The organism is Pantoea sp. paga (assembly GCF_007558755.1).
Taxonomy (GTDB): domain Bacteria; phylum Pseudomonadota; class Gammaproteobacteria; order Enterobacterales; family Enterobacteriaceae; genus Pantoea; species Pantoea agglomerans.
Window position 1 is genome coordinate 282,447 of the sequence record NZ_VLTF01000004.1, and the last position, 24,651, is coordinate 307,097.

The 24,651-nt window shown below is 54.6% G+C and carries 20 protein-coding genes and 1 other RNA gene; 14 read left to right on the top strand and 7 right to left on the bottom strand.

The genetic code is table 11. From position 1 onward, the window contains the following. The first annotated feature begins 8 nt into the window (after positions 1-8). Positions 9-1,232, top strand: a complete 1,224-nt coding sequence (locus tag FOV68_RS13945) for an O-antigen ligase (RefSeq protein ID WP_143991079.1) — start codon at positions 9-11, stop codon at positions 1,230-1,232. Positions 1,233-1,300: 68 nt separating this feature from the next. Here the strand turns inward: FOV68_RS13945 and FOV68_RS13950 are convergent, their stop codons facing one another. Together FOV68_RS13950 and metK are read right to left on the bottom strand one after the other, a co-directional pair. Then, positions 1,301-2,698, bottom strand: coding sequence for a sugar porter family MFS transporter (locus FOV68_RS13950; protein WP_033772546.1), 1,398 nt, complete (start codon positions 2,696-2,698; stop codon positions 1,301-1,303). Between the two features lie 1,040 nt (positions 2,699-3,738). Beyond that, the gene (gene metK / locus FOV68_RS13960; RefSeq protein WP_010248851.1) at positions 3,739-4,890 is read right to left on the bottom strand and encodes a methionine adenosyltransferase; all 1,152 of its coding nucleotides are present in this window, start codon (positions 4,888-4,890) and stop codon (positions 3,739-3,741) included. 843 nt (positions 4,891-5,733) lie between these two features. Between metK and speA the strand changes: the two genes are divergently transcribed. The 3 genes from speA (at position 5,734) to FOV68_RS13975 (ending at position 9,406) form a co-directional block, all read left to right on the top strand. Next, the gene (speA, locus tag FOV68_RS13965; protein ID WP_010248849.1) at positions 5,734-7,710 is read left to right on the top strand and encodes a biosynthetic arginine decarboxylase; all 1,977 of its coding nucleotides are present in this window, start codon (positions 5,734-5,736) and stop codon (positions 7,708-7,710) included. 169 nt (positions 7,711-7,879) lie between these two features. Then, complete coding sequence (gene speB / locus FOV68_RS13970; protein ID WP_143991080.1) at positions 7,880-8,800, top strand: agmatinase; 921 nt, start codon at positions 7,880-7,882, stop codon at positions 8,798-8,800. Positions 8,801-8,995: 195 nt separating this feature from the next. Further along, entirely contained in the window at positions 8,996-9,406 is a 411-nt protein-coding gene (locus FOV68_RS13975) for a YidB family protein (RefSeq protein WP_010248845.1), read from the top strand. A 55-nt stretch (positions 9,407-9,461) separates the two neighbouring features. Here FOV68_RS13975 and FOV68_RS13980 read toward each other — a convergent pair whose 3' ends face one another. Further along, a complete protein-coding gene (locus tag FOV68_RS13980; protein WP_031592558.1) occupies positions 9,462-10,217 on the bottom strand; it encodes a M48 family metallopeptidase in 756 nt (251 codons plus the stop codon). Between the two features lie 271 nt (positions 10,218-10,488). Between FOV68_RS13980 and tkt the strand changes: the two genes are divergently transcribed. The 7 genes from tkt to FOV68_RS14015 all read left to right on the top strand — a co-directional run bounded on the left by tkt (position 10,489) and on the right by FOV68_RS14015 (position 18,905). After that, positions 10,489-12,483 (top strand): transketolase, encoded by a 1,995-nt coding sequence (gene tkt / locus FOV68_RS13985; protein WP_143991081.1) that lies wholly within the window; start codon positions 10,489-10,491, stop codon positions 12,481-12,483. A gap of 314 nt (positions 12,484-12,797) precedes the next feature. Then, the gene (epd, locus tag FOV68_RS13990) at positions 12,798-13,817 is read left to right on the top strand and encodes an erythrose-4-phosphate dehydrogenase (RefSeq protein ID WP_010248839.1); all 1,020 of its coding nucleotides are present in this window, start codon (positions 12,798-12,800) and stop codon (positions 13,815-13,817) included. Positions 13,818-13,868: 51 nt separating this feature from the next. Further along, positions 13,869-15,032: a phosphoglycerate kinase gene (gene pgk / locus FOV68_RS13995; protein WP_010248837.1), complete on the top strand. Its 1,164-nt coding sequence runs from the start codon at positions 13,869-13,871 to the stop codon at positions 15,030-15,032. A 105-nt stretch (positions 15,033-15,137) separates the two neighbouring features. Then, positions 15,138-16,217: a class II fructose-bisphosphate aldolase gene (gene fbaA / locus FOV68_RS14000; RefSeq protein WP_010248835.1), complete on the top strand. Its 1,080-nt coding sequence runs from the start codon at positions 15,138-15,140 to the stop codon at positions 16,215-16,217. 192 nt (positions 16,218-16,409) lie between these two features. Continuing rightward, a complete protein-coding gene (gene mscS / locus FOV68_RS14005) occupies positions 16,410-17,291 on the top strand; it encodes a small-conductance mechanosensitive channel MscS (RefSeq protein ID WP_031592556.1) in 882 nt (293 codons plus the stop codon). 124 nt (positions 17,292-17,415) lie between these two features. Further along, entirely contained in the window at positions 17,416-18,039 is a 624-nt protein-coding gene (gene argO, locus FOV68_RS14010; RefSeq protein ID WP_039389202.1) for an arginine exporter ArgO, read from the top strand. A 143-nt stretch (positions 18,040-18,182) separates the two neighbouring features. Next, a complete protein-coding gene (locus FOV68_RS14015) occupies positions 18,183-18,905 on the top strand; it encodes an oxidative stress defense protein (protein WP_010248826.1) in 723 nt (240 codons plus the stop codon). Between the two features lie 141 nt (positions 18,906-19,046). Here FOV68_RS14015 and FOV68_RS14020 read toward each other — a convergent pair whose 3' ends face one another. Continuing rightward, entirely contained in the window at positions 19,047-19,952 is a 906-nt protein-coding gene (locus FOV68_RS14020; protein WP_010248822.1) for a LysR family transcriptional regulator ArgP, read from the bottom strand. A 182-nt stretch (positions 19,953-20,134) separates the two neighbouring features. On the opposite strand from FOV68_RS14020, the gene rpiA reads away from it, so the two are divergent. Both rpiA and serA read left to right on the top strand, forming a co-directional pair. Beyond that, entirely contained in the window at positions 20,135-20,794 is a 660-nt protein-coding gene (gene rpiA, locus FOV68_RS14025; RefSeq protein WP_010248819.1) for a ribose-5-phosphate isomerase RpiA, read from the top strand. Between the two features lie 279 nt (positions 20,795-21,073). After that, a complete protein-coding gene (gene serA, locus FOV68_RS14030) occupies positions 21,074-22,312 on the top strand; it encodes a phosphoglycerate dehydrogenase (RefSeq protein ID WP_033780721.1) in 1,239 nt (412 codons plus the stop codon). Between the two features lie 344 nt (positions 22,313-22,656). Here the strand turns inward: serA and FOV68_RS14035 are convergent, their stop codons facing one another. The 3 genes from FOV68_RS14035 to zapA all read right to left on the bottom strand — a co-directional run bounded on the left by FOV68_RS14035 (position 22,657) and on the right by zapA (position 23,894). Further along, positions 22,657-23,250 (bottom strand): 5-formyltetrahydrofolate cyclo-ligase, encoded by a 594-nt coding sequence (locus tag FOV68_RS14035; RefSeq protein WP_064703569.1) that lies wholly within the window; start codon positions 23,248-23,250, stop codon positions 22,657-22,659. Between the two features lie 92 nt (positions 23,251-23,342). Then, a non-coding RNA gene (gene ssrS, locus FOV68_RS14040) (6S RNA) lies at positions 23,343-23,525 on the bottom strand. A 39-nt stretch (positions 23,526-23,564) separates the two neighbouring features. Next, positions 23,565-23,894 (bottom strand): cell division protein ZapA, encoded by a 330-nt coding sequence (zapA, locus tag FOV68_RS14045; RefSeq protein WP_008925677.1) that lies wholly within the window; start codon positions 23,892-23,894, stop codon positions 23,565-23,567. A 170-nt stretch (positions 23,895-24,064) separates the two neighbouring features. Between zapA and FOV68_RS14050 the strand changes: the two genes are divergently transcribed. Next, positions 24,065-24,643, top strand: coding sequence for a YecA family protein (locus FOV68_RS14050; RefSeq protein ID WP_022623836.1), 579 nt, complete (start codon positions 24,065-24,067; stop codon positions 24,641-24,643). The last annotated feature ends 8 nt before the right edge of the window (positions 24,644-24,651 follow it).

The following is a 24,651-nucleotide window of genomic DNA, read 5'->3' on the forward strand; positions in this document are numbered from 1 at the left end:
TAACGTTAATGGTTAATTTTTCAGTTATTGCGCTCTGCCTGGCGCTGTCGCTGAATATGTTTGTTACCGGCCTGCCGCAAAAAATATTCTATCTGGTCTCTTATCTCTCTATCGCGTCAGTGTTGTATGGCCTGGTGCGCAGGCGGATGGACTTTAAAGAGAATGGTTTTTATATCGCCCTGTTTGCTGTGCTGATTATCTTTGCCCTGATTCGGCTGTTCTGGGCGATACACGTGAAGGGGATCGAAACCGCGCCCTCAACCGATGCCATCACCAATATCGGCAACTATCTGCTGGGGGCGAAGCGGCTGTTGATGGGTGCCTTTGTGCTGCTCAGTCTGGCTGTTTATGGGGATCGGGTCTCCCTGACCACGCTACGCGTCGGAAAAGGGCTCATCCTTCTCGGCCTGCTGATTACGCTGGGCTTTGGTATCCACGAGCATCTCTACACTGAGAATATTCGCATCAAGCTCACTACCGAAGCCGCCTCCATGTCCTCCTACATGATTCTGTTTATTTACTGTGCCTGGCTCTGGCTAAGCCGCTATGAGACGCACGCTTACTGGAAGGTGGCCGATATCGCTGTGCTGGCAGTGACCTTTGCCTTGCTCTACCTGTGCGGCACCCGTGTGACCCTGATTGCGCTGATTGCCGTGGGGCTGCTTTTCCTGGTGCAGACCTACCGGCTGTCGCTGCTGACCAACTGGCGGATTAGCGCTCTGCTGGTGGGCGTAATGGCGGTGCTGATTCTGATGACCAGCAACCGCTGGGTAGAGGGGGTGCAGGATATTGAGAACTTTGGTTCAAACAGTTCGACCTCGCTGGGCGCACGTGTCGCCATCTGGGGCGGGGCGGTCAACTTTATTGAGCACCATGGCGGTTTTGCGACGCCGGATGCGCGCACCACTGAGGCGCGTCAGTTCATCACTGCGCACTATCCTCTCAATGTCGAAGGCTTCACCAACGTTAAATACAACATGCACAACGAGTTCCTCGAAGTTACGTCATTGCAGGGATGGCTGGGTACAGCGTCGCTGGCGCTGCTCTATCTGACGGTGCTGGCGGGCTGGCTGAAGAAGTGTGATCTGCGCGGCGTGGCGCTGCCGATGGTGGCACTGTTTACCACCGGACTGACCGATTCGGTGCTGCCCTATAATCAGACCGCGACCATTTTCATTATGGCGCTGGCGCTCTGCTGCATACGGCGGCCCCTGCGGGTAACCACAGCGTAGTGGGGCGTTGAACAAATAAAAACGGCGGGGTTTCCAGAGAAACCCCGCCGTTTTTTTACCGGGTAAAGTTAGTCGCGTGAACCGATGTCGCGCAGTTTTTTACCTGCCATCAGGTTACGTTCAATGTGTTCCAGCGAGACGTTTTTGGTCTCAGGGATCAGCATCACCGTCAGCAGAATGAAGAACAGGTTAAGCAGTGCGTAGACCCAGAAGGTGTTCGCATTGCCCAGCGTATTCAGCATCGTCAGGAAGGTCGCACCCACGATCATGTTCGCGATCCAGTTGGTGGTGGTGGAGACAGTGATACCGAAATCGCGGCCTTTCAGCGGCTGAATTTCGGAACAGAGTACCCAGATCAACGGACCGGCTGACATCGCAAAACCGATGATGAACATCAGCAGCATACCTACCGCAAAGTACTGTGCGCCCGCCGAGTGAATGCCGAAGTGCAGCATCGTACCCAGAACGCCCATACCGGCTGCCATCACCATAAAGCCCAGAATCAGGGTAGGTTTACGACCCCAGCGATCCACCAGGCCAATGGCAATAAAGGTCGCCAGTACGTTAACCAGACCCACAATCACCGTACCCCACATCTGCTGGGTGGTGTTGGTGAAGCCCGCGATTTCAAAGATTTTTGGCGCGTAGTACATGATGACGTTCATGCCGGTAAACTGTTGCATCACCTGCAGCAGGATGCCGAGATAGACCGCACGGCGGAAGTGACTGCTGCTGGTGAACAGACCCCAGCCAGACTGTTTGATCTTCAGGCTTTCACGGATCTCTTCCAGCTCACGTTTTGCCTGCTCGCTGGTGTCACGCAGACGATCCAGTACGCGTTGTGCATCGCGGAAGTTGCCTCGCGCCGCCAGCCAGCGTGGGCTGTTTGGCAGGAAGAAAACGCCGACCAGCAGCAACAGTGCCGGAATAGTGATGATGCCCAGCATCCAGCGCCAGTTGCCGGTAAAGCTGAACGCCGTATCGGACAGGTAAGCGCCAAGAATACCGATGGTGATCATCAGCTGATAAAGCGAAATCATACTGCCGCGAATTTTTTCCGGAGCGATCTCAGAAAGATAAAGCGGGGCAGTATAAGAGGCGATACCGACTGCCAGGCCCAGCAGAACGCGGGCGCTGATCAGCATTTCCGGGTTTGGCGACATCGCCGACCAGAGTGAACCGATAACGAACAGAATCGCACCGGCCATCAGGCTTTTTTTACGGCCCAGGCGGGATGACATCCAGCCGCTGCCGATAGCACCGACCGCCGCACCAAACATCATGGAACTGACGATCCACTCCTGCTGATGAGGGGTGACGTTAAAGTCCTTTGCGATAAACGGCAGAGCACCGGCGATAACGCCGATATCCAGACCGAACAGCAGACCCGCAAGGGCCGCCAGAAAGCAGACAAATAAGGTCATCGCCTTATTTGAAGTTCTGCTTTTGTGTGTATTGCCAGGCATTTTAGCCTCCAGGTTTATCCATCATTGTTTTTATCAATGTTAAAAAACCTTTTGCCGGAAAAAAGTGAGCCTGATCACATCAGTGTAATCGCTTACACACGCTGAAACCCTGAAATTCAGCATATTTTTCCCGGAAAGATTAATTAACCAGTGAGGTATAGCACTCATTAAGTTTCTGACAATGCTCTATTTACTGGCTATCAGACGACGCTGAAAATAACGCATTTTCAGCAGAATAACTACGTGCGTTAATTCCTAAATGTCGGATAAACAAAGCATTTCAATTTGTAATCGTTAACATTAGTCGTCAGAAAAAGCGAAAAGAAGTGTAGCTGAGAACTGAAAATTTGCTGCAGAGAGAAGAAGAAGTTGGGCAGATGCGTTTTTTTGTCGTCACGCGCTCGCCAGAAACTGCGCTGGCTTGTCGTTCAGAAGGGTAGCGGGAGCAAAATTGCTCCGGTTAGCAATGGGGCTGAAAAGGCAATAAAACACCCTGCCGCAGTAGCATAATGCCAGTCAGTTAAGCGACAGGTGATAACGCAGTCTGGTGCCGGGCAGGGGCTGGCGGTCCTCGCGCCGCTGCGCGGTTCCTTCACGTCATTCCTCTGCCTGACGGACCGCCGGGGATGGCACATCCTGTGCCGCCCCGCCTTTCGCCCGCGTCCTGCGGGCTCTCCTGGCAGACTCATTCTGTTCAGCGCTGCGGATTGCCTGCCCCTGCCCGGCCCCGGCCTGCTCTGAAACTTCAGTGTGTATTGTTAAAAAGGGCACGAGAGTGGAGGCCTGAGCGCCTCTGCTGCTGAAAGGGCTATCCGCAGCGCTGAGGCGTGACGGTTCGTCGGCACGACGTCAAAGCCGAAGGTACCGCGTGAGCGGCGCGAGGACGGCCCGGCAGCAGCAGAGGTGCGCTGGCCCGTACTGCGGCTCGCTCGCCCAGAAAAAAAGGCTGCCACGTTTGACCGTGGCAGCCTTTACAAAGCTAATCTTAACTGACCAGCATCAGGCCTCAGTGGCAGGGTTTTTATCAGCAGCCGGTAACCTTACAGGCCAGCCGCTTCACGCAGCAGGGCAGCTTTGTCGGTTTTTTCCCATGGGAAATGTTCACGACCAAAGTGACCGTAAGCTGCGGTCTCTTTATAGATTGGGTGCAGCAGATCCAGCATCTGGATCAGACCATATGGACGCAGGTCGAAGAACTCGCGCACCAGCAGCGTCAGCTGTTCGGTAGAGATTTTCTCGGTGCCGAAGGTTTCCACCATGATAGAAGTAGGTTCTGCCACGCCGATAGCGTAGGAGACCTGGATTTCACAACGGTCAGCCAGACCGGCCGCTACGATGTTTTTCGCCACGTAACGCGCCGCATAGGCTGCAGAGCGGTCAACTTTAGACGGATCTTTACCTGAGAACGCACCGCCACCGTGACGCGCCATGCCGCCGTAGGTGTCTACGATAATTTTACGACCGGTCAGACCGCAATCGCCCATCGGGCCGCCGATCACAAAGCGACCGGTTGGGTTGATGTGATATTTGGTCGAGGCGCTCAGCCACTCTGCGGGCAGAACCGGCTTGATGATCTCTTCCATCACCGCTTCCTGCAGATCTTTCTGGCTGATGGATTCAGCATGCTGGGTAGAGAGCACAACTGCATCGATGCCCACGATTTTGCCATCGTCATACTGGAAAGTGACCTGGCTCTTGGCATCCGGACGCAGCCACGGCAGGGTGCCATTTTTACGCACTTCAGCCTGACGCTGTACCAGACGGTGCGCATAGGTCACCGGCGCAGGCATCAGCACGTCTGTTTCGTTAGTGGCATAGCCGAACATCAGGCCCTGGTCGCCCGCGCCCTGTTCCAGCGGATCGGTACGGTCAACGCCCTGATTGATATCCTGAGACTGTTTACCAATCGCGCTTAATACCGCGCAGGAGTTGGCGTCAAAGCCCATATCGGAATGGACATAGCCGATTTCACGTACGGTTTTACGGGTGATCTCTTCGATATCGACCCAGGCGCTGGTGGTGATTTCACCGCCAACCAGCACCATACCGGTTTTAACGTAGGTTTCGCAGGCCACGCGCGCTTTAGGATCCTGTTCAAGGATCGCATCCAGCACAGCATCGGAGATCTGGTCGGCGATTTTATCGGGATGTCCTTCTGATACAGACTCGGACGTAAAAAGGTGTTTAGCCATTCTATTCTTTACCTTAAATATGGTTTGAGTACGACTGCATAGCGCCAGTGAGGTGGTCTGACCTGACGCCCCTTCAGGCAAAGCCGCGAGCAGTGAGGTTGTGTCAGCACAGCAGGCCAACACCGCCTGGATAGTAACCTGTTTAGATGGAAAACCATCTGGATGGCTATTTTAGGATAGAGGATAAACCAATTACCAGCCCTTTTTCTGTTTCAGCATTTAACCTGTCTCTGTTATCGGCATAATTTGCTGACGCTACACGCAATTCCCCGATAATATTTTTGCATTTTACGGCGGTAAACTGTATAAAACGCCGCTGCTTTGATAGCATCAGCAAGGATGACGCCACTGTTTGCGTCGCGCCTGTCAGACTCTGGTCTGGCTTTCACCCAGGTTGTTTTCCATGTGCCCCTGGCATATGCGGAGGTGATACAAGTAATGAACCACGCTTTTTCTTCTTCCGGTTCTCTGCGCTGCGGCGCTGCGCTGGCTCTCTCCTGCCTCCCATCTGTTTCTCTTTCCTGCCGACGCGATGTCCGATGCGGTAATTTTACCGACACAGGCGCAGGCTAATCTTTATCTCTGCTCGATCGGTTTTGTCTCTTCTCTGCGCCCGCGCAGCGGAACGACGCAGGTTATCCATGGTCAATACAGATCAGTTAAATGTTCTCTGTTTAAACGGAGATGGCCCGGGTGTTTTACACTTAACTCTCATGCGTGAATCGCGCTGACGGCAACGTCAGGTGAACAGGACATTGCGTTTAATGTGGCAACAGGTTTTCAGATTAGCGGCCATAAAGCCGGTTAACAGTTTCATCTTTCAACGGAAAATTGAGGTTCGCGATGTCTGACGACATGAAGAATATCAAAGGTTCGTCAGCTGGCGAACAGGGTACACTCCGCTCTATGCAGGAGGTTGCAATGAACGATCAGGATGCGAGCAAAATGTTGCGTACGTACAACATCGCCTGGTGGGGCAACAACTATTATGACGTTAACGAACTGGGCCACATCAGTGTCTGCCCCGATCCGGATCGTCCTGACGTGCGCGTCGATTTAGCTCGTCTGGTCAAAGAGCGCGAAGCGCAGGGCCAGCGTCTGCCTGCTTTATTCTGCTTCCCGCAGATCCTGCAACACCGTCTGCGTTCCATTAACGCCGCCTTTAAACGTGCGCGTGAATCCTACGGTTACAAAGGCGACTACTTCCTGGTTTACCCGATTAAAGTTAACCAGCACAAACGCGTGATTGAGTCACTGATCCACTCCGGCGAACCGCTGGGACTGGAAGCGGGCTCAAAAGCCGAGCTGATGGCGGTGCTGGCGCACGCCGGTCAGACCCGTTCGGTGATCGTCTGTAACGGCTATAAAGATCGCGAATATATTCGTCTGGCGCTGATCGGCGAGAAGATGGGCCATAAGGTCTATCTGGTGCTGGAGAAGATGACCGAAGTGCGGCTGGTGCTGGAAGAAGCAGAGCGTCTGAATGTGGTGCCGCGTCTTGGTATCCGTGCGCGTCTGGCTTCGCAGGGCTCCGGTAAATGGCAGTCGAGCGGCGGCGAAAAGTCGAAGTTTGGCCTGTCAGCCACCCAGGTGCTGAAACTGGTTGAGATCATGCGTGAAGCAGGCCGCATCGACAGCCTGCAGCTGCTGCATTTCCATCTGGGTTCGCAGATGTCCAATATCCGCGACATCGCTACCGGCGTGCGTGAGTCGGCGCGCTTCTATGTCGAACTGGCTAAGCTGGGCGTCAACATCAAATGTTTCGACGTCGGCGGCGGTCTGGGCGTCGATTACGAAGGAACGCGCTCGCAGTCTGACTGCTCGGTCAACTACGGCCTGAATGAGTACGCCAACAACGTAATCTGGGCGATTGGTGCTGCCTGTGATGAGCACGGTCTGGAGCATCCGACGGTGATCACCGAGTCGGGCCGTGCCGTAACCGCGCACCACACGGTGCTGGTCTCCAACATCATTGGTGTGGAGCGCAACGAGTTCAGCGAACCTGAAACGCCGGATGCGGATGCGCCGCGCCCGATCCTCAGCATGTGGGAAACCTGGCAGGAGATGCACGAGCCAAGTACCCGCCGTTCGCTGCGTGAATGGCTGCATGACAGCCAGATGGATCTGTTTGATATCCATACCGGCTACTCGTCAGGTACCTACGATCTCAAGCAGCGTTCCTGGGCTGAGCAACTCTATCTGAGCATCTGCCACTATATTCAGCAGCATCTCGATCCGAGCAACCGTGCACACCGTCCAATCATCGACGAACTGCAGGAGCGGATGGCGGATAAGATCTACGTTAACTTCTCGCTGTTCCAGTCAATGCCGGATGCGTGGGGTATCGATCAGCTGTTCCCGGTACTGCCGCTGGAAGGGCTGAACAAGAAGCCGGAGCGCCGTGCCGTGCTGCTCGACATCACCTGTGACTCCGATGGCACCATCGATCACTACGTGGATGGCGACGGTATCGCGACGACCATGCCGATGCCGGAATATGACCTTGATAACCCACCCATGCTGGGCTTCTTTATGGTGGGTGCTTATCAGGAAATTCTGGGCAACATGCATAACCTGTTTGGTGACACCGAAGCGGTGGATGTCTACGCACGCGAAAATGGCGATGTGGAAGTGCAGCTCTCCGATGAAGGCGACACTGTGGCGGACATGCTGCGTTACGTGCAGCTTGATCCCAACGAGCTGATGGCGCTGTTCCGCAATCAGGTTCAGGCATCCGATCTCGACGAAGAGCTGCGTGCGCAGTTCCTGGAAGAGTTCGAGAGCGGCCTCTACGGCTATACCTATTTAGAAGATGAATAATCGATCCTGGCGTCCGGTAATCGCATATTGCAGTTGCCGTTAACTATGTCGATAATCTGACTCACTCAATCCCTTCCTCGTCGGGCCTAACGACGCGGAGGGGATTTTTTTCATCTCAACCTTAATGGTTTGCGGGCTGGCCCGACTTACGCACATAGAGAGAGCAATTATGTATAACACGCTTGGCAATCAGTACGACAACTCCCTGGTTTCTAACGCCTTTGGTTTCATGCGTTTTCCGCTGAATTTTCAGCCTTACGACAGCGACGCCGAGTGGGTTATCACCGGCGTGCCGTTTGATGCCGCGACCTCGGGTCGTCCGGGCAGCCGCCTGGGTCCGGGCGCGATTCGCCAGATCTCCACCAATCTGGCCTGGGAAGGCTGCCGCTGGCCGTGGGATTTCGACCTGCGTCAGCGTCTGAACGTCGTCGATTGCGGCGATCTGGTTTACGCCTTCGGTGATTCGCAGGATCTCTCCGACAAATTGCAGGCCCATGCTGAAAAACTGCTGGCCAATGGCAAGCGCATGATGACCTTTGGCGGCGACCATTACGTCACACTGCCACTGCTGCGCGCCCATGCAAAACACTTCGGCAAGATGGCGCTGGTGCACTTTGATGCGCATACCGACACCTACTCCAACGGCCCGACCTTTGACCACGGCACCATGTTCTTTACCGCGCCGAAAGAGGGTCTGATCGATCCGCAGCACTCAGTGCAGATTGGTATCCGTACCGAATTCGACAAGAGCCTGGGTTTCAACGTGCTGGATGCGGCGCAGGTCAACGACCGCAGCGTTGACGATATCCTCGCCGAAGTGAAACGCACCGTCGGCGATCTGCCGGTCTATCTGACCTTCGATATCGACTGTCTGGATCCGGCGCATGCGCCTGGCACCGGCACGCCGGTGATTGGCGGCCTGACCACCGATAAAGCGACCAAACTGATCCGTGGCCTGCAGGGCATGAACATTGTCGGCATGGATCTGGTGGAAGTCGCACCGGGTTACGATCATGCTAATCTGACGGCACTGGCGGCGGCTACCCTGGCGCTGGATATGCTGCATGTTCAGGCTGTGAACAAAGGCTGATGCCTGCTGCCTGCCGGCTTCAGTCCGGCAGGCGCTGAACGCGGCGTCCTGTCCGTCGGGCGGGCCGCTGCTGTGATCTTCCTCTCTTTGCCATGATCCGATTGATTCCCTTCTGACCCCGACGGGTAACCGTCAGGCGCGAACCCCTATCTGCAACTAAACTTACAGCGTAAAAATGGCGTAGTGGAGATAATCATGGGCTTTCTTGATGAACTGGCTGGCGCACTGGATGGCAACCAGAGTGAAGGGCATCCGCCGGGACAGTTACAGGCTGTCTGGCATTGGGTGCAGGAGCAGGGCGGTATTGAAGTGCTGCTGCAAAAATTTCAGCAGGGCGGGCTGGGTGAGGTGTTTGGTTCCTGGATCGGCACCGGCGATAACCATCCGGTTGGCCACAGTGAGATTCAGTCTGCTTTTGGTCAGGATGAACTGCAGTCACTGGCCGACAAACTCGGCACCGATGTGAAAGGGGCATCGGGTACGCTGGCCGCGCTATTGCCGCAGCTGATTGATAAAATGTCGCCGCAGGGACACATGGATGAACAGGCGCTGCATGACAATAAGCTGGATCTGGGCTCGATGGTGGATCAGATATTTAAGCGCTAGCGGAGTTCGCACGGCTAAGCGCGCACGCCGGATGCATGCGCGCTCAGAGGCGGGATTACTTGCTGTCGGCAGCAATTCGCTCACGAATATGCGCTGCGCGCGCTTCAGAGGCGGGATGCGAGTCAAACATCGAACTCTGACGTCCCTGTTCCATCTTCGCCAGCTTTTCAAAGCTGGTGGCCAGGCCCATTGGATCGATATTGCGCTTCTTCATCAGGTCGTAGGAGTAGTCATCCGCCTGTGACTCCTGCGTCTGGGAGAACTGCGCATTCACCAGTTTTTCACCCATTTCACCCAGTTGCGACTGCGACAGTGAACCAATCACGCCGCCAACCGAGGCGGCTGCGGTGCGGGCCGCGGTTGTGGCATATGCCAGCTGCATCGCCTTGCGCGTATGCCCTAACGCAACGTGGCCCATCTCATGACCCAGCACGCCTTCCACTTCATTGTCAGTCATCATATCCATCAGACCGCTGTAAACGCGAATACAGCCGTTTGCCATCGCCCAGGCGTTGACATCTTTGGTCTGATAAACCTTGTAGTTAGCCGGTACGCCGTTGATGTTATCGCCCAGCGCCGCAGCGATCTTGTTCAGACGCTGCTGATAATCACTGTTAGCAGGCGCAATCTGATTATCTTTGTCCATCTGCTCACAGGATTTATCGCTCAGCTGCTTTACCTGATCGTCGCTGAGGGTATAAGCCTGATACGCCTGCGCGCCCGACTGCATCAGCGCATTGTTGTCTAAACCCTGACAGCCACTCAGCAGCGTCGTCAGTCCAAGCGCTAACACCATTTTTTTGATTTTCATGCTGTATCCCATTCATAACAAGGTAAGAAAAACAAACACCTGAAACTCAGCCAGGTGAATAAACGATTTGGTTATAGCGTGCCAGTCTGCACTTTGCTAGCAGATATGGCTGGAAAAGCCATACGAAGCGGCTGCATTTAGCGTTTTACAGCATGTACTTTTGCCCCGTTTCTCATGTACATTGATGGGCAACTTTTTCCTTGTTTTGCCCGGTAACTCATTAATAACAATAAGTTAAGGTGCGAAGCATTAATCCGACCTGGAGTAGAAAATGCCCTCTCGTAAAGAGCTTGCCAACGCCATTCGTGCGTTAAGTATGGATGCAGTACAGAAAGCGAAATCGGGACATCCGGGTGCCCCAATGGGCATGGCGGACATCGCTGAAGTACTCTGGCGCGGCTACCTGAACCACAACCCAACCAACCGGCTGTGGGCTGACCGCGACCGTTTCGTGCTCTCTAACGGTCACGGCTCAATGCTGATCTATAGCCTGTTGCACCTGACCGGTTACGATCTGCCCCTGAGCGAACTGGAAAACTTCCGTCAGCTGCACTCAAAAACTCCAGGTCACCCGGAATATGGCTACACCGTGGGTGTTGAAACCACTACCGGTCCGCTGGGGCAGGGCATTGCTAATGCAGTAGGTTTTGCTATTGCTGAGCGCACGCTGGCAGCACAGTTCAACCGTCCGGGTCATGACATCGTAGACCACAACACCTATGTCTTCATGGGTGATGGCTGCATGATGGAAGGTATCTCGCACGAAGTCTGCTCACTGGCCGGTTCGCTGAAGCTGGGCAAACTGGTGGCGTTTTATGATGACAACGGTATCTCTATCGACGGTCACATTGATGGCTGGTTCACCGACGACACCGCTAAGCGCTTTGAAGCTTACGGCTGGCACGTGGTGCGCGGCGTCGATGGTCACGATGCGGATGCGATTGCTAAAGCGATCGAGGAAGCGAAAAGCGTCAGCGACAAGCCTTCACTGCTGATGTGCAAAACCGTTATCGGTTTTGGTTCACCGAACAAAGCGGGTACCCATGATTCGCACGGCGCACCGCTGGGTGATGACGAAGTAGCACTGACCCGCAAACAGCTGGGCTGGACCCACGCGCCGTTCGTTATTCCTTCTGATATCTACGCTGAGTGGGACGCGAAAGAAGCGGGCCAGGCGAAAGAGTCTGCATGGAATGAGAAATTCGCCGCTTACGCACAGGCTCATCCTGAACTGGCTGCCGAGTTTAAACGCCGCGTCAGCAACGAACTGCCAGCTAACTGGCAGGAAGAGTCGCAGAAGTTCGTTGAACAGCTGCAGGCGAACCCGGCGAAGATCGCCAGCCGTAAAGCCTCACAGAATGCTATCGAAGCTTTCGGTAAAATTCTGCCGGAATACCTGGGCGGCTCAGCCGATCTGGCACCCAGCAACCTGACAATCTGGTCGGGCTCTAAGCCGATCAACGAAGATGCTGCGGGTAACTACATCCACTACGGCGTGCGTGAGTTCGGTATGACCGCAATCGCTAATGGCCTGGCGCTGCACGGCGGCTTCCTGCCTTACACCGCGACCTTCCTGATGTTCGTTGAATATGCGCGTAACGCAGCGCGTATGGCGGCACTGATGAAGATCCGTCAGATCATGGTCTACACCCACGACTCTATCGGTCTGGGCGAAGATGGCCCGACGCACCAGCCGGTTGAACAGATGGCGAGCCTGCGCACCACGCCAAACATGAGCCTGTGGCGTCCATGTGACCAGGTTGAATCTGCGGTGGCGTGGAAATATGCCATTGAGCGTAAAGATGGCCCGACTGCGCTGATCTTCTCTCGTCAGAACCTGGCGCAGCAGGAGCGTGACACGGCACAGCTGGCTAACGTAGCGCGCGGCGGTTACGTGCTGAAAGATTGCGATGGCACGCCTGAGCTGATCCTGATCGCCACTGGTTCCGAAGTTGAACTGGCAGTCGGTGCCTGGGACAAACTCACCAGCGAAGGCCGCAAAGTGCGCGTGGTCTCTATGCCATCAACGGATGCCTTCGACAAGCAGAGCGATGAGTACCGTGAATCCGTGCTGCCAAAAGCGGTCAGCGCACGCGTCGCAATCGAAGCGGGCATCGCTGATTACTGGTTCAAATACACCGGCCTGAACGGCGCTATCGTGGGTATGACCAGCTTCGGCGAATCGGCACCTGCCGATCAGCTGTTCGAACTGTTTGGCTTTACCGTCGACAACGTCGTCGCGAAAGCGAAAGCGCTGCTGGCGTAAAACCGGTCAGGCGGGCCTGTTCCCGCCCGGCTGTAAAAACAGAGGGACGAAATTTTCGTCCCTTTTACTTTTTTATTCCTGCAGTAATAACCGCCTTTTGCTTTAATTTGTGACGCAGATCCAAATTTAAGCAGTCAGATTGATCACAATCATTCCTGTTATTCCTTCCTTCTATTATTGTAGCTGAACCGTTTCAGTCGCCAGGCGAATCGCCCTGGTTTCGGACAATGCCGGGTAAGAATCTCCTGTACAAAATGCAGTGAAACGCTCAGGCTAACGGCACGTTTTTTTCAGTCTGACGTGGCAGGAGAGAAATGACGGTACGGGTAGCGATAAATGGTTTTGGCCGGATTGGACGCAACGTCCTGCGCGCGCTGTATGAAACGGGGCGACGTGCAGAGATCACTGTGGTCGCGATTAACGAGCTGGCAGAAGCCACCGGTATGGCGCACCTGCTCAAATACGATACCAGTCATGGCCGTTTTGCTTTCGATGTCCGCCAGGAGCGCGATGTAATGTGGGTGGGTGGCGATACCCTGCGCATTTTGCACCGTGCAGCCATTGCCGATCTGCCGTGGCGTGAACTCGATGTGGATGTGGTGCTGGACTGCACCGGCGTCTATGGCTCGCGCGCTGATGGCGAAGCGCATCTTCAGGCTGGCGCCAAAAAAGTGCTGTTCTCTCATCCCGGCGGAAACGATCTCGACGCCACAGTGGTGTATGGCGTTAACCAGCAGTTACTCACCGCCAGTGACCGCATCGTCTCCAACGCTTCCTGTACCACTAACTGCATTATCCCGGTGATTAAACTGCTGGATGATGCGTTTGGCATCGAATCCGGCACCGTCACCACGATCCACTCAGCGATGCACGATCAGCAGGTGATCGACGCCTATCACAGCGATCTGCGCCGTACGCGTGCAGCCAGTCAGTCGATCATCCCGGTGGACACTCGCCTGGCGGCAGGCATTACCCGTATTTTTCCGAAATTCAACGATCGCTTCGAGGCGATAGCCGTTCGCGTCCCGACGATTAACGTGACGGCCATTGATCTCAGCGTTTCCGTGCATCAGGCGGTGACGGCGTGTGAAGTTAACACCCTGTTGCGAAGCGCGGCAGAAGGGACATTTCGTGGTATAGTTGACTATACGGAATTACCGTTAGTCTCAGTAGATTTTAACCATGATCCGCACAGTGCCATTGTGGACGGAACACAAACGCGGGTCAGCGGTCAACACCTCATCAAGACCCTGGTCTGGTGTGACAACGAATGGGGCTTTGCTAACCGAATGCTCGACACGACGTTAGCGATGGCCGCAAGCGGTTTCAGGTAAGACGCGGTATGCGTCTGGCAAAACTTATGAGAATCAACGAGAGGATTCACCATGTCTGTAATTAAGATGACCGATCTGGATCTGGCTGGTAAACGCGTTCTGATCCGTGCCGATCTGAACGTACCGGTTAAAGAAGGTAAAGTGACGTCTGATGCACGTATCCGTGCTTCTCTGCCAACCATTGAAGCGGCGTTGAAACAGGGCGCGAAAGTAATGGTTACCTCTCACCTGGGTCGTCCGACCGAAGGTGAATACAATGAAGAGTTCTCGCTGCTGCCGGTAGTTAACTACCTGAAAGACAAGCTTAGCGGCACCACCGTGACCCTGGCAAAAGATTACCTTGATGGCGTTGAAGTCGGCGCTGGCGAGCTGGTTGTGCTGGAAAACGTTCGCTTTAACAAAGGCGAAAAGAAAGATGACGAAGCGCTGTCTAAAAAATATGCTGCTCTGTGCGACGTATTTGTGATGGACGCCTTTGGTACTGCGCACCGCGCACAGGCTTCTACCCACGGCGTTGGCAAATTTGCCCCTATCGCCTGTGCGGGTCCGCTGCTCTCTGCAGAACTGGAAGCGCTGGGTAAAGTCATGAGCAACCCGGAGCGTCCGCTGGTGGCTGTGGTAGGGGGCTCTAAAGTTTCTACCAAATTTGACGTGCTGCAATCTCTGGTCAAAATAGCGGACACCGTGATTGTGGGCGGCGGCATTGCCAACACCTTCGTCGCTATCGACAACAACGTCGGTAAATCTCTGTATGAGCCAGACTTCGTTGAAGCGGCTAAAGGCCTGCGCGATCAGCACGGCATTCCGGTTCCAACTGACTCACGTGTCGGCACAGAATTCTCTGAAACTGCGACCGCTACCGTGAAAAAGGTTTCGGAAGTTGCGGATAACGAAGAGATTATGGACTTTGGTGATGAAACTGCACAGGCGATGGCTGCCATCCTGAAGGATGCCAAAACCATCCTGTGGAACGGCCCGGTGGGCGTGTTTGAGTTCCCTAATTTCCGTAAAGGCACCGAAATCGTGGCTAACGCCATTGCAGACAGCGATGCCTTCTCTGTTGCAGGCGGCGGCGATACCTTAGCGGCTATCGACCTGTTCGGCATCGAAGACAAAATTTCCTACATCTCTACCGGCGGCGGCGCGTTCCTTGAGTTCGTGGAAGGCAAAAAACTGCCTGCAGTTGCCATGCTGGAAGAGCGTGCGAAGCAGTAATCCTTTGGGGGCGATGCCTGACGGCATCGCCTGAAGTCTTGCCCGTCTGGGCGTTTAAATCGACGTTCCTCAAGGGGAACAACGGTCACGAAACAGGACACAATCATGTCTAAAATTTTTGATTTCGTAAAACCCGGCGTTGTCACTGGTGATGACGTACAGAAGATCTTCAAAGTTGCGAAAGAGAACAAATTCGCACTGCCAGCCGTAAACTGCGTCGGCACTGACTCCATCAATGCGGCACTGGAAGCAGCGGCGAAAGTTAAAGCGCCAATCATCATCCAGTTCTCTAACGGCGGTGCTGCATTTATCGCGGGTAAAGGCTTCAAGACTGACAAACCACAGGGCGCGGCAATTTTCGGCGCTATCGCGGGTGCGCACCATGTCCACCTGATGGCTGAGCAGTATGGCGTGCCGGTTATCCTGCACACTGACCACTGTGCCAAGAAACTGCTGCCATGGATCGACGGTCTGCTGGACGCAGGTGAAGAGTACTTCCAGAAAAACGGTAAGCCACTTTTCTCTTCTCACATGATCGATCTGTCAGAAGAGTCACTGGAAGAGAACATCGAGATCAGCAGCAAATATCTGGCACGCATGGCGAAACTCGACATGACGCTGGAAATCGAACTGGGCTGCACCGGTGGTGAAGAAGATGGCGTTGATAACAGCCACATGGACGCATCTGCACTCTATACCCAGCCAGAAGATGTGAACTACGCGTACGAAAAACTGAATGCTATCAGCCCGCGCTTCACCATTGCGGCCTCATTCGGTAACGTTCACGGCGTTTACAAGCCAGGCAACGTGAAACTGACTCCGACCATTCTGCGCGATTCGCAGAAATATGTGTGTGAAAAACATGGCCTGCCGCACAACGCGCTGGACTTCGTTTTCCACGGCGGTTCAGGTTCTTCTGCTGCAGAAATCGAAGAGTCTATCAGCTACGGCGTGATCAAGATGAACATCGATACCGATACCCAATGGGCAACCTGGGACGGCATCCTGCAGTACTACAAAAAGAACGAAGGCTATCTGCAGTCGCAGCTGGGTAACCCGGAAGGCGCTGACAAGCCAAACAAAAAATACTACGACCCACGCGTCTGGCTGCGTTCAGCCCAGGCATCTATGGTGGTGCGTCTTGAGCAGGCTTTCAAAGAGCTTAACGCTGTCGACGTGCTGTAACTGAAGAGTCGTTACCGTACAAAAAAGGCCCGGAAGGGCCTTTTTTTTGACCTTTTTTCGCCAGAATGGCGTCAAAGGTCATGCAGGTTTGGCACGCCGCCATTTATTGTTTACCCTTTTGTCAGGGATTGTCAGAGCGGTTCTGACAATGTGGTGTCATTTCCCTTGGGAATTTAATTACAGGATGGTTACATGCAGGATACGGGTATGCTCGGTGAACTCAATAACGCGGGAAACTGGATAGTACGTAATCAGGAGCTTCTGATTAGCTATGCGGTAAACATTGTCGCAGCCATTGCGATTATCGTTGTGGGGATGATGATTGCACGCATCATCTCCAACACCGCTAATCGTCTGCTGCAGGCACGCCACATTGATACGACCGTTGCTGACTTTTTGTCGGCGCTGGTGCGCTACGGCATTATCGCATTCACACTGATCGCGGCACTTGGGCGCATCGGGGTACAGACAACCTCGGTCATCGCAATCCTCGGTGCGGCCGGTCTGGCTGTGGGTCTGGCATTAAAAGATTCGCTGTCAAACCTTGCTGCGGGCGTGCTGCTGGTGATTTTCCGTCACTTCCGTGCCGGTGAGTTTGTTGATCTGGGCGGTATCATGGGTACGGTAATGAACGTACAGATCTTCTCTACCACGCTCAAGTCAGCCGACGGCAAGCGAGTGGTGGTGCCTAACGGTAAAATCATCGCCGGAAACATCATCAACTTCTCGCGTGAGCCGGTACGCCGCAATGAATTTATCATTGGCGTCTCTTATGATGCGGATGTTGATCAGGTTCTGACGCTGCTGCGTGAAGTGGTCGACGCCGACAGTCGTGTGTTACAGGATAAAGGCGTGCAGGTCGGTCTGAATGAGCTGGCGGCTTCTTCAATGAACTTTGTGGTGCGTTGCTGGAGCAACAGCGGCGACCTGCAGGACGTTTACTGGGATCTGCTGAAGAACTTTAAGCGTGCGCTGGATGGAAAAGGGATTGGTATTCCTTATCCACAGATGGATGTGCATCTGCACCGTGTCAGACAGTCCGACGCAACTACGCCAGAGACACAGCCACAGTAATCTTTCAGTGGGCGGCTTCCGTCGCCCATTCATTTTGCTAATCGCAGATTAATTCTTTCAATTTCCGCTAATCATCCTCTCTCTTTATACTTCTCCTCCTCTAACGATGTGAGGAACTAATCCTGTGTTATCTCTCTATTTTCAGGGACTTGCCCTGGGCGCCGCGCTGATTCTGCCGCTGGGGCCGCAGAACGCTTTTGTGATGAATCAGGGCGTGAAGCGTCAGTATCATCTGATGACGGCGGCCCTCTGTTCGCTGAGTGATATTCTGCTCATTTGCGGTGGGATCTTTGGCGGCAGCGCCTTGCTGAGCCAGTCTCCACTGCTGCTGATGGTGATCACCTGGGCGGGTGTAGCCTTTCTGTTGTGGTATGGCTGGGGCGCACTGCGTAGCGCTTTTCGCGGCGACACCGATCTGGCGGACGGTGAGCCATTAAAGCAGAGCAGGGGACGCATTATCGCGACGCTGCTGGCAGTGACCTGGCTCAATCCGCACGTCTATCTCGATACCTTTGTGGTGCTGGGCAGTCTTGGCGGTCAGTTGCCGACCACCACTGCGCGTCAGTGGTTTGCGCTGGGCACCATCAGCGCCTCTATCCTGTGGTTCTTTGGTCTGGCGCTGCTGGCCGCCTGGCTGTCACCACGCCTGCGCACCGCCAAAGCCCAGCGTATCATTAACCTGCTGGTGGGCGCGGTGATGTGGTTTATCGCCCTGCAGCTGGCGCGCCAGGGCATTGCCGGATTTTGATCCCAACGTCAATCCGATGCGGTTATTGCCGCGCGGAGGCCGAACTTTTGCCATAATGACCACTCAAAGCATGGCGCATACCGATGCGCTGTTGGGCTTCGCCGGTTGGAAGCCGTCATAGTACCTTTTCAAGGAGGACTTTCATGAAACTGAAAGCATTGGCTCTGGCCGCAATCATGAGCGCCGGGGCATTGCCTGGCGTACACGCTGATGAGTTACCGAACGGGCCACACGTGGTGACCTCAGGCAAGGCAACGGTCGATGCCCGTCCCGATATCGCCACGCTCTCTATCGTGGTGAACGTGTCGTCAAAAGATGCCGCAGATGCGAAAAAGCAGGCGGATAGCCGGGTTGCACAATATTTCGATTTTCTGCAGAAAAACGGCATTGAGAAGAAAGATATTGATGCGGCAAACCTGAGCACCCAGCCAGAGTACGATTACACCAAAGAGGGTAAATCCGTCCTGAAAGGCTACCGTGCGGTGCGTCAGGTGCAGGTAACCCTGCGTCAGCTGGACAAGCTGAATGATCTGCTGGACGGGGCGCTGAAGTCCGGTCTGAATGAGGTGCGTAGCGTCGAGTTAGGCGTGGCAAATCCGGAGAGCTACAAAGAGCAGGCGCGTAAAGCAGCCATTAAAAATGCGACTCAGCAGGCATCACAGCTGGCTGAAGGCTTTAACGCGAAGCTGGGATCGATCTACAGCATTCGTTATCAGGTCGCTAACTATCAGCCAATGCCGATGAACCGTATGTATAAAGCGGCTGCAGCGGCAGATACCTCGGCGCAGGAGACCTACGATCAGCAGAGCATTAACTTTGACGATCAGGTTGATGTGGTGTTTGAGATCAAGCCCAATACGCCATAGTGCAAAACGGGGCTGATGCCCCGTTAAGACTGCCGATGAATCTCAGGATCTGACCTTGTTCCCTGAGCCAATCCATCCTTACAGCTGTTCGGGGCATAATTTGTCAGCAGTAAAAACGGGGCTTTCGCCCCGTTTTTGTTTTCAGGCTGCGACGTCATCCTGACGCAGCACCCGATGTCCATGCGCAATGAGCGCATCGGTCACCCGACGCATTAACCGGCTTTCCGGTGCAAAACGATGCCAGTAGAGCATCCGGCGCTGACACAAGCCTGGCGTCAGATCAATTAACTCACCGCTCGCCAGCTCACGCTCAATCTGCAGATGCGGGATCATACAGCAGGTCGAACCCTGTCGCGCCATCTGCACAAAGGCTTCAGAGGAGTTCACGATGTGGCAGGGCACACTGCCCGGTGAGAGATCAAAGTTCTGTTGCAGGAAGGCCTGATGCATATCATCAAGATGGTCAAACGCCACCGCAGGCGCTTTCAGCAGGGCAGAGCGGGTGACGCCGTTGGGGAAGAAGCGATCGGCAAAGTCGCGCGACGCCACAAACAGGTAGTCGAGCGCACCGAGCTGATCCACCAGGCAACTGGGCAGCGGCTGTGGCTGAATACTCACCGCACCCACCACTTCACCACGACGCAGACGCTCCTGGGTGCGGGTTTCATCTTCGACCTGCAGATTCAGGCGTACGGGTGAATCTGCCAGCACATCTTTCAGCGCAGGCAGCAGCCAGGTCGCCAGACTGTCGGCATTGACCGCCAGCGACAGCAGCAGCGGCGTGGTGCCACTGTTCTCATCGCCCAGCCACTCCTCTTCCAGCAGTTCCACCTGGTGCAGCAATGCCAGCAGTTTCTGACCCTGTTCGGTCGGACGTGGTGGCACGGTGCGCACCAGCAGCGGCTGGCCAAACAGATTCTCCAGCTGCTTGATACGCTGTGAAACCGCTGACTGGGTGATACATAATTTTTGAGCGGCACGCTCAAATCCGCGTTCGCGGATCACTGAATCCAGCGCCTGAAGCGTTCGATAATCCGGGCGTTTCATTATTCTTCTCTCTCCTTCAGGATGGATGTCACTATGCCACAAAAGTATCACCTGTGATGGCTCTCTTGTTTTTTGTGGGCTGGCTTCCAAAGCGATAAATCCACGTCGGTCAGCCGAGCATTTTCAGCAAGCCTTGTTTTATACTACGCGCACTTCGTTGTCGCACAGGTTTTAAACATACCATGACCCAGGATGAACTGAAAAAAGCCGTTGGCTGGGCTGCACTTGAGTACGTGCAGCCGGGCACCGTTGTTGGTGTGGGTACCGGATCCACCGCTGCCCACTTTATCGATGCGCTTGCCACGGTCAGGCATCAGATTGAAGGTGCCGTCTCCAGCTCGGATGCCTCAACCCAGAAGCTGAAGAGCCTGGGTATTCAGGTGTTCGACCTGAACGAGATTGACCTGCTGTCGGTGTACGTAGATGGCGCGGATGAGATCAACCCACAGATGCAGATGATCAAAGGCGGCGGCGCGGCGCTGACGCGCGAAAAGATCGTGGCCGCCGTGGCTGAAACCTTTATCTGTATCGCTGACGCTTCAAAAGAGGTCGATGTGCTGGGCCGTTTCCCGCTGCCGGTCGAGGTGATCCCAATGGCGCGCAGTTATGTGGCGCGTCAGCTGGTGAAAATGGGCGGCTTGCCGGAGTATCGTCAGAACGTGGTCACCGATAACGGCAACATTATTCTCGATGTGCATAATCTGCGCATTCTCGATCCCATTGAACTGGAAAAAACCATCAACGCCTTGCCAGGTGTCGTTACCGTGGGCCTTTTTGCCGCGCGCGGTGCTGATATTGCGCTAATTGGCGGGCCTGATGGCGTGAAAACCATCAAAAAATGATCTGTCCGGCGTCGATGCGGCGTCGGTTATTTCTGCCCGCAAATCATCTTTTCTCGCTGTGGTGAAATTTGGTGACTTATGTCACATAACCGTCATCCGCAGCGGGTTCGTTCTCTCTTCCAGGCTGACCTCCTTATTTTGTCCGGCAATGTGCTGTCGTCAGCCGCTGCCGTGCTGGCGGCCGGGCAATCGTTTGTATTGCCCGACGCGATTTTTTTGATATTTTGACAGAAGGCTGGCTTATGGTAGTCCTCATTGAATGCTGAATAGGATCGGGAAATGGCAAAGGTATCACTGGAAAAAGATAAGATTAAGTTCCTGCTGGTGGAAGGTGTCCATCAGAGCGCGCTGGAGAACCTGCGGGCTGCAGGCTATACCAACATCGAATTCCATAAGGGCGCACTGGATTCCGACGCGTTAAAAGCATCGATCCGTGATGCACACTTTATTGGTATCCGTTCCCGCTCCCAGCTCACTGAAGAGATTTTTGCGGCGGCTGAAAAGCTGGTCGCCGTTGGCTGTTTCTGTATCGGTACCAACCAGGTTGATCTGCAGGCGGCTGCCAGCCGGGGTATTCCCGTGTTCAATGCGCCGTTCTCAAATACCCGCTCGGTTGCGGAGCTGGTGATTGGTGAGATGCTGTTGATGCTGCGTGGCATCCCGGAAGCGAATGCGAAAGCACACCGTGGCATCTGGAATAAGATTGCCAAAGGCTCATTTGAAGCGCGTGGCAAAAAACTGGGTATTATCGGTTACGGCCATATCGGAATGCAGCTGGGCGTGCTGGCAGAAAGCCTGGGTATGCATGTTTTCTTCTACGACATTGAAAACAAGCTGCCGCTGGGTAATGCCACGCAGGTACGCCATCTGGCCGATCTCCTCAACATGAGCGACGTTGTCAGCCTGCACGTGCCGGAAACCGTCTCTACACAGGATATGATTGGTGCAGAGCAGCTGGCGCAGATGAAGCCTGGCGCGCTGCTGATTAACGCCTCACGCGGTACCGTAGTAGATATTCCGGCACTGTGCGATGCGCTGGCCAGCAAACAGGTGGGTGGCGCAGCCATCGACGTCTTCCCGAGCGAGCCAGCTACCAACAGCGAGCCGTTTATCTCTCCACTGAGTGAGTTCGACAACGTGATCCTGACGCCGCACATTGGCGGATCGACGGAAGAAGCGCAGGAGAACATCGGCATTGAAGTGGCGGGCAAGCTGGCGAAATACTCCGATAACGGCTCGACTCTCTCGGCTGTTAACTTCCCCGAAGTGTCACTGCCGATTCACGGTATCAGCGCCAGTCGTCTGCTGCATATCCATGAGAACCGCCCTGGCGTGCTGACGGCCATCAACCAGATTTTTGCCGAGCAGGGCATCAACATCGCTGCCCAGTATCTGCAAACTTCACCGTTTATGGGCTATGTGGTGATCGACATTGATGCAGAGCCGGAAGTGGCCGAGAACGCGCTGCAGCTGATGAAGGCGATTCCGGGTACCATCCGCGCTCGTCTGCTTTACTAAGCGCTACCAACCTGAACAGGCGCTTAGTCGCGTCTCTTCAGGTTGTTAATACAGGCTGTCCCGATTTGCTGTAAGACCGAGACTGCGAAGAGAACACGGCCAGATCGGAAAGACGCAAAAGCCGCCATCCAAGGCATGCCCGGCCCGCGCGATTACGCACCTCATCCCTGAGGTGCGCCCGTAACCGGGCCAACGCGTTGCGTTGTTCAAAAACGCTCCCGGCGTTTTTATCCGGGCGGCGGGACGCTTTCCTCTTCTGACCATGTTCCCTGCGCGTTAAGCTATTTTATTGCTGCCAGATGCGCCCAGGTATGGGTTTTCACTTGTCTGCAAAAGCGACTCTTCTACTCCCACTGCCAGAGTTTTGACGGCGTCATTACCGCCGGCAAAGGTACATCCCATTCTGCCACTGGCAGGCTATCGACCTGCTGACAATCGTGTGCCAGGCCCACCGGCAAAAAACCGTGCTCCCGCCAGTTCTGCAGGGTGCGATCGTAGAAGCCGCCGCCCATCCCCAGACGCTGCCCATGCTGATCAAACGCCACCAGCGGCACCATCATCAGATCCAGTTGATCAAGGGTGATCAACTGCCGGATATCCAGCGGCGGTTCAGGAATGCGCAGCTTATTTTTGAGCAATGGGGTATCGGGCGAGTAGCGCAGAAACAACAAATTACCGGGAGAGAAGGGGTGTAAAACCGGCAGACAGACTGTTTTCTTCAGATGCCAGAGGCGGGCAATCAGCGGACGGGTATTGAGTTCGCCATCCACCGACAGAAACAGGGCAATATTGCGCGCTTCGGTCACCGGGGCGTAGTTGAGCGCATGTTCAGCGAGCTGCTCAGCGGCCTGCGTTTGCTGCTCATCGGTAAGTGCCCGTCGCAGATGTCGCACATGCTGGCGAATCGCCTGACGCTGGGTCATTGAAGGTTCAGACATGGAAGGTTCAGACATGATTTCCCCGCCGGATAAGTCGCTGTTGAGCGACTATAACATGTCAGTCAGGGGAAAAAAGCAGGACTACAGGAAGAGAGATCTCCGAGATGCCGCCGTAGGCTGTAACCCTTGAACCCTTGGTTCAAGGTGAACATGCCGTCATAACCATCAGGCTTCTCGGACGAACCGAGCATGCACACAGGTTACGAGCGTCACATTCTGTTTTTTCGAAATATCGGCTCAGGGGACTGGCCCACATGCAAACATCTCAGAGAAAATTTACCTCACCGTTACTTAAGTATAGCAACCATGAAGTTTTATTCGAACTTCGCACCCTCACGCTCAGAGATGCGACCCTGCTCAACTAATGCCTGTTCAATCGTCTGCTGCAACATACGGATACGCTGTTCCATATTAGCAGCATAATCGCGCGTTTTCACTTTCTCTTGCGCCAGCTCGTGGCAGACGTTTAACGCGGCGATGAACACCAGTTGTTCTGTATTGGTGACTCTAGTGCGAACTTTTAGATCTTGCAACCGTTGATTGAGATCTTCAGCCGCGCTATTGAGCGCATCTTGCTGCTCTGGCGGACAATTTACTCTCAACGAACGACCAAAAATTTGTAAATCTACCGGTTGTGCAGACATGCCACCTTCCTGACTGATTACTTCGCTCGCAACTCCCTTAGCAGTCAATGGCTTGGGAGGCGGGCAACTATATAGACCCACGAAATAAGATACAACCCCTTTTCTGGAAACCTTGAGGCAGCTAGTGGTAGCATAACACGAACTTATTCTGCCAACGACGATGAAAACTTATGTCCTTACAGAACGCAACCCCCGATTACAACGCGCTCGCGGCGGTGCTCTCACAGCAGGGCGTTGGAATGACGCCCGCGGAAATGCATGGCCTGCTGAGCGGGATCCTCTGCGGTGGTAACCAGGACACCAGCTGGAAGACGCTGGTACACGATCTGGCTAACGAAGGCATGGCGTTTTCACACACTCTTGCCGTGCCGCTGGCGGAGCTACACGAGCATACGGCGACTACGCTGGAAGATGAAGGCTTCCTGTTTCAGTTGCTGCTACCTGCTGACGACGACATCACCGTCTTTGACCGTGCCGACGCGCTGGCGGGCTGGGTTAACCATTTTCTGCTCGGCCTGGGCGTAACACAGCCTAAACTGGATAAAGTCACCGGCGAAACCGGCGAAGCAATCGATGATCTGCGCACTATCGCACAGCTCGGTTACGAAGAAGATGAAGACCAGGAGGAGCTGGAGCAGTCGCTGGAGGAGGTGATTGAGTATGTACGTGTCGCCGCGCTGCTGTGCCACGATACGTTCACCCGCCCGCAGCCAACCGCGCCAGAAGTGCAAAAACCGACGCTACACTAATTTCAGGT

Coding starts and splice junctions, on each gene's coding strand:
- speA (WP_010248849.1), top strand. CDS start 5,734: ATGTCTGACGACATGAAGAATATCAAAGGTTCGTCAGCTGGCGAACAG.
- FOV68_RS13945 (WP_143991079.1), top strand. CDS start 9: ATGGTTAATTTTTCAGTTATTGCGCTCTGCCTGGCGCTGTCGCTGAAT.
- serA (WP_033780721.1), top strand. CDS start 21,074: ATGGCAAAGGTATCACTGGAAAAAGATAAGATTAAGTTCCTGCTGGTG.
- rpiA (WP_010248819.1), top strand. CDS start 20,135: ATGACCCAGGATGAACTGAAAAAAGCCGTTGGCTGGGCTGCACTTGAG.
- FOV68_RS14015 (WP_010248826.1), top strand. CDS start 18,183: ATGAAACTGAAAGCATTGGCTCTGGCCGCAATCATGAGCGCCGGGGCA.
- speB (WP_143991080.1), top strand. CDS start 7,880: ATGTATAACACGCTTGGCAATCAGTACGACAACTCCCTGGTTTCTAAC.
- metK (WP_010248851.1), bottom strand. CDS start 4,890: ATGGCTAAACACCTTTTTACGTCCGAGTCTGTATCAGAAGGACATCCC.
- FOV68_RS13980 (WP_031592558.1), bottom strand. CDS start 10,217: ATGAAAATCAAAAAAATGGTGTTAGCGCTTGGACTGACGACGCTGCTG.
- fbaA (WP_010248835.1), top strand. CDS start 15,138: ATGTCTAAAATTTTTGATTTCGTAAAACCCGGCGTTGTCACTGGTGAT.
- FOV68_RS14035 (WP_064703569.1), bottom strand. CDS start 23,250: ATGTCTGAACCTTCAATGACCCAGCGTCAGGCGATTCGCCAGCATGTG.
- mscS (WP_031592556.1), top strand. CDS start 16,410: ATGCAGGATACGGGTATGCTCGGTGAACTCAATAACGCGGGAAACTGG.
- FOV68_RS13950 (WP_033772546.1), bottom strand. CDS start 2,698: ATGCCTGGCAATACACACAAAAGCAGAACTTCAAATAAGGCGATGACC.
- zapA (WP_008925677.1), bottom strand. CDS start 23,894: ATGTCTGCACAACCGGTAGATTTACAAATTTTTGGTCGTTCGTTGAGA.
- FOV68_RS13975 (WP_010248845.1), top strand. CDS start 8,996: ATGGGCTTTCTTGATGAACTGGCTGGCGCACTGGATGGCAACCAGAGT.
- pgk (WP_010248837.1), top strand. CDS start 13,869: ATGTCTGTAATTAAGATGACCGATCTGGATCTGGCTGGTAAACGCGTT.
- FOV68_RS14020 (WP_010248822.1), bottom strand. CDS start 19,952: ATGAAACGCCCGGATTATCGAACGCTTCAGGCGCTGGATTCAGTGATC.
- epd (WP_010248839.1), top strand. CDS start 12,798: ATGACGGTACGGGTAGCGATAAATGGTTTTGGCCGGATTGGACGCAAC.
- tkt (WP_143991081.1), top strand. CDS start 10,489: ATGCCCTCTCGTAAAGAGCTTGCCAACGCCATTCGTGCGTTAAGTATG.
- FOV68_RS14050 (WP_022623836.1), top strand. CDS start 24,065: ATGTCCTTACAGAACGCAACCCCCGATTACAACGCGCTCGCGGCGGTG.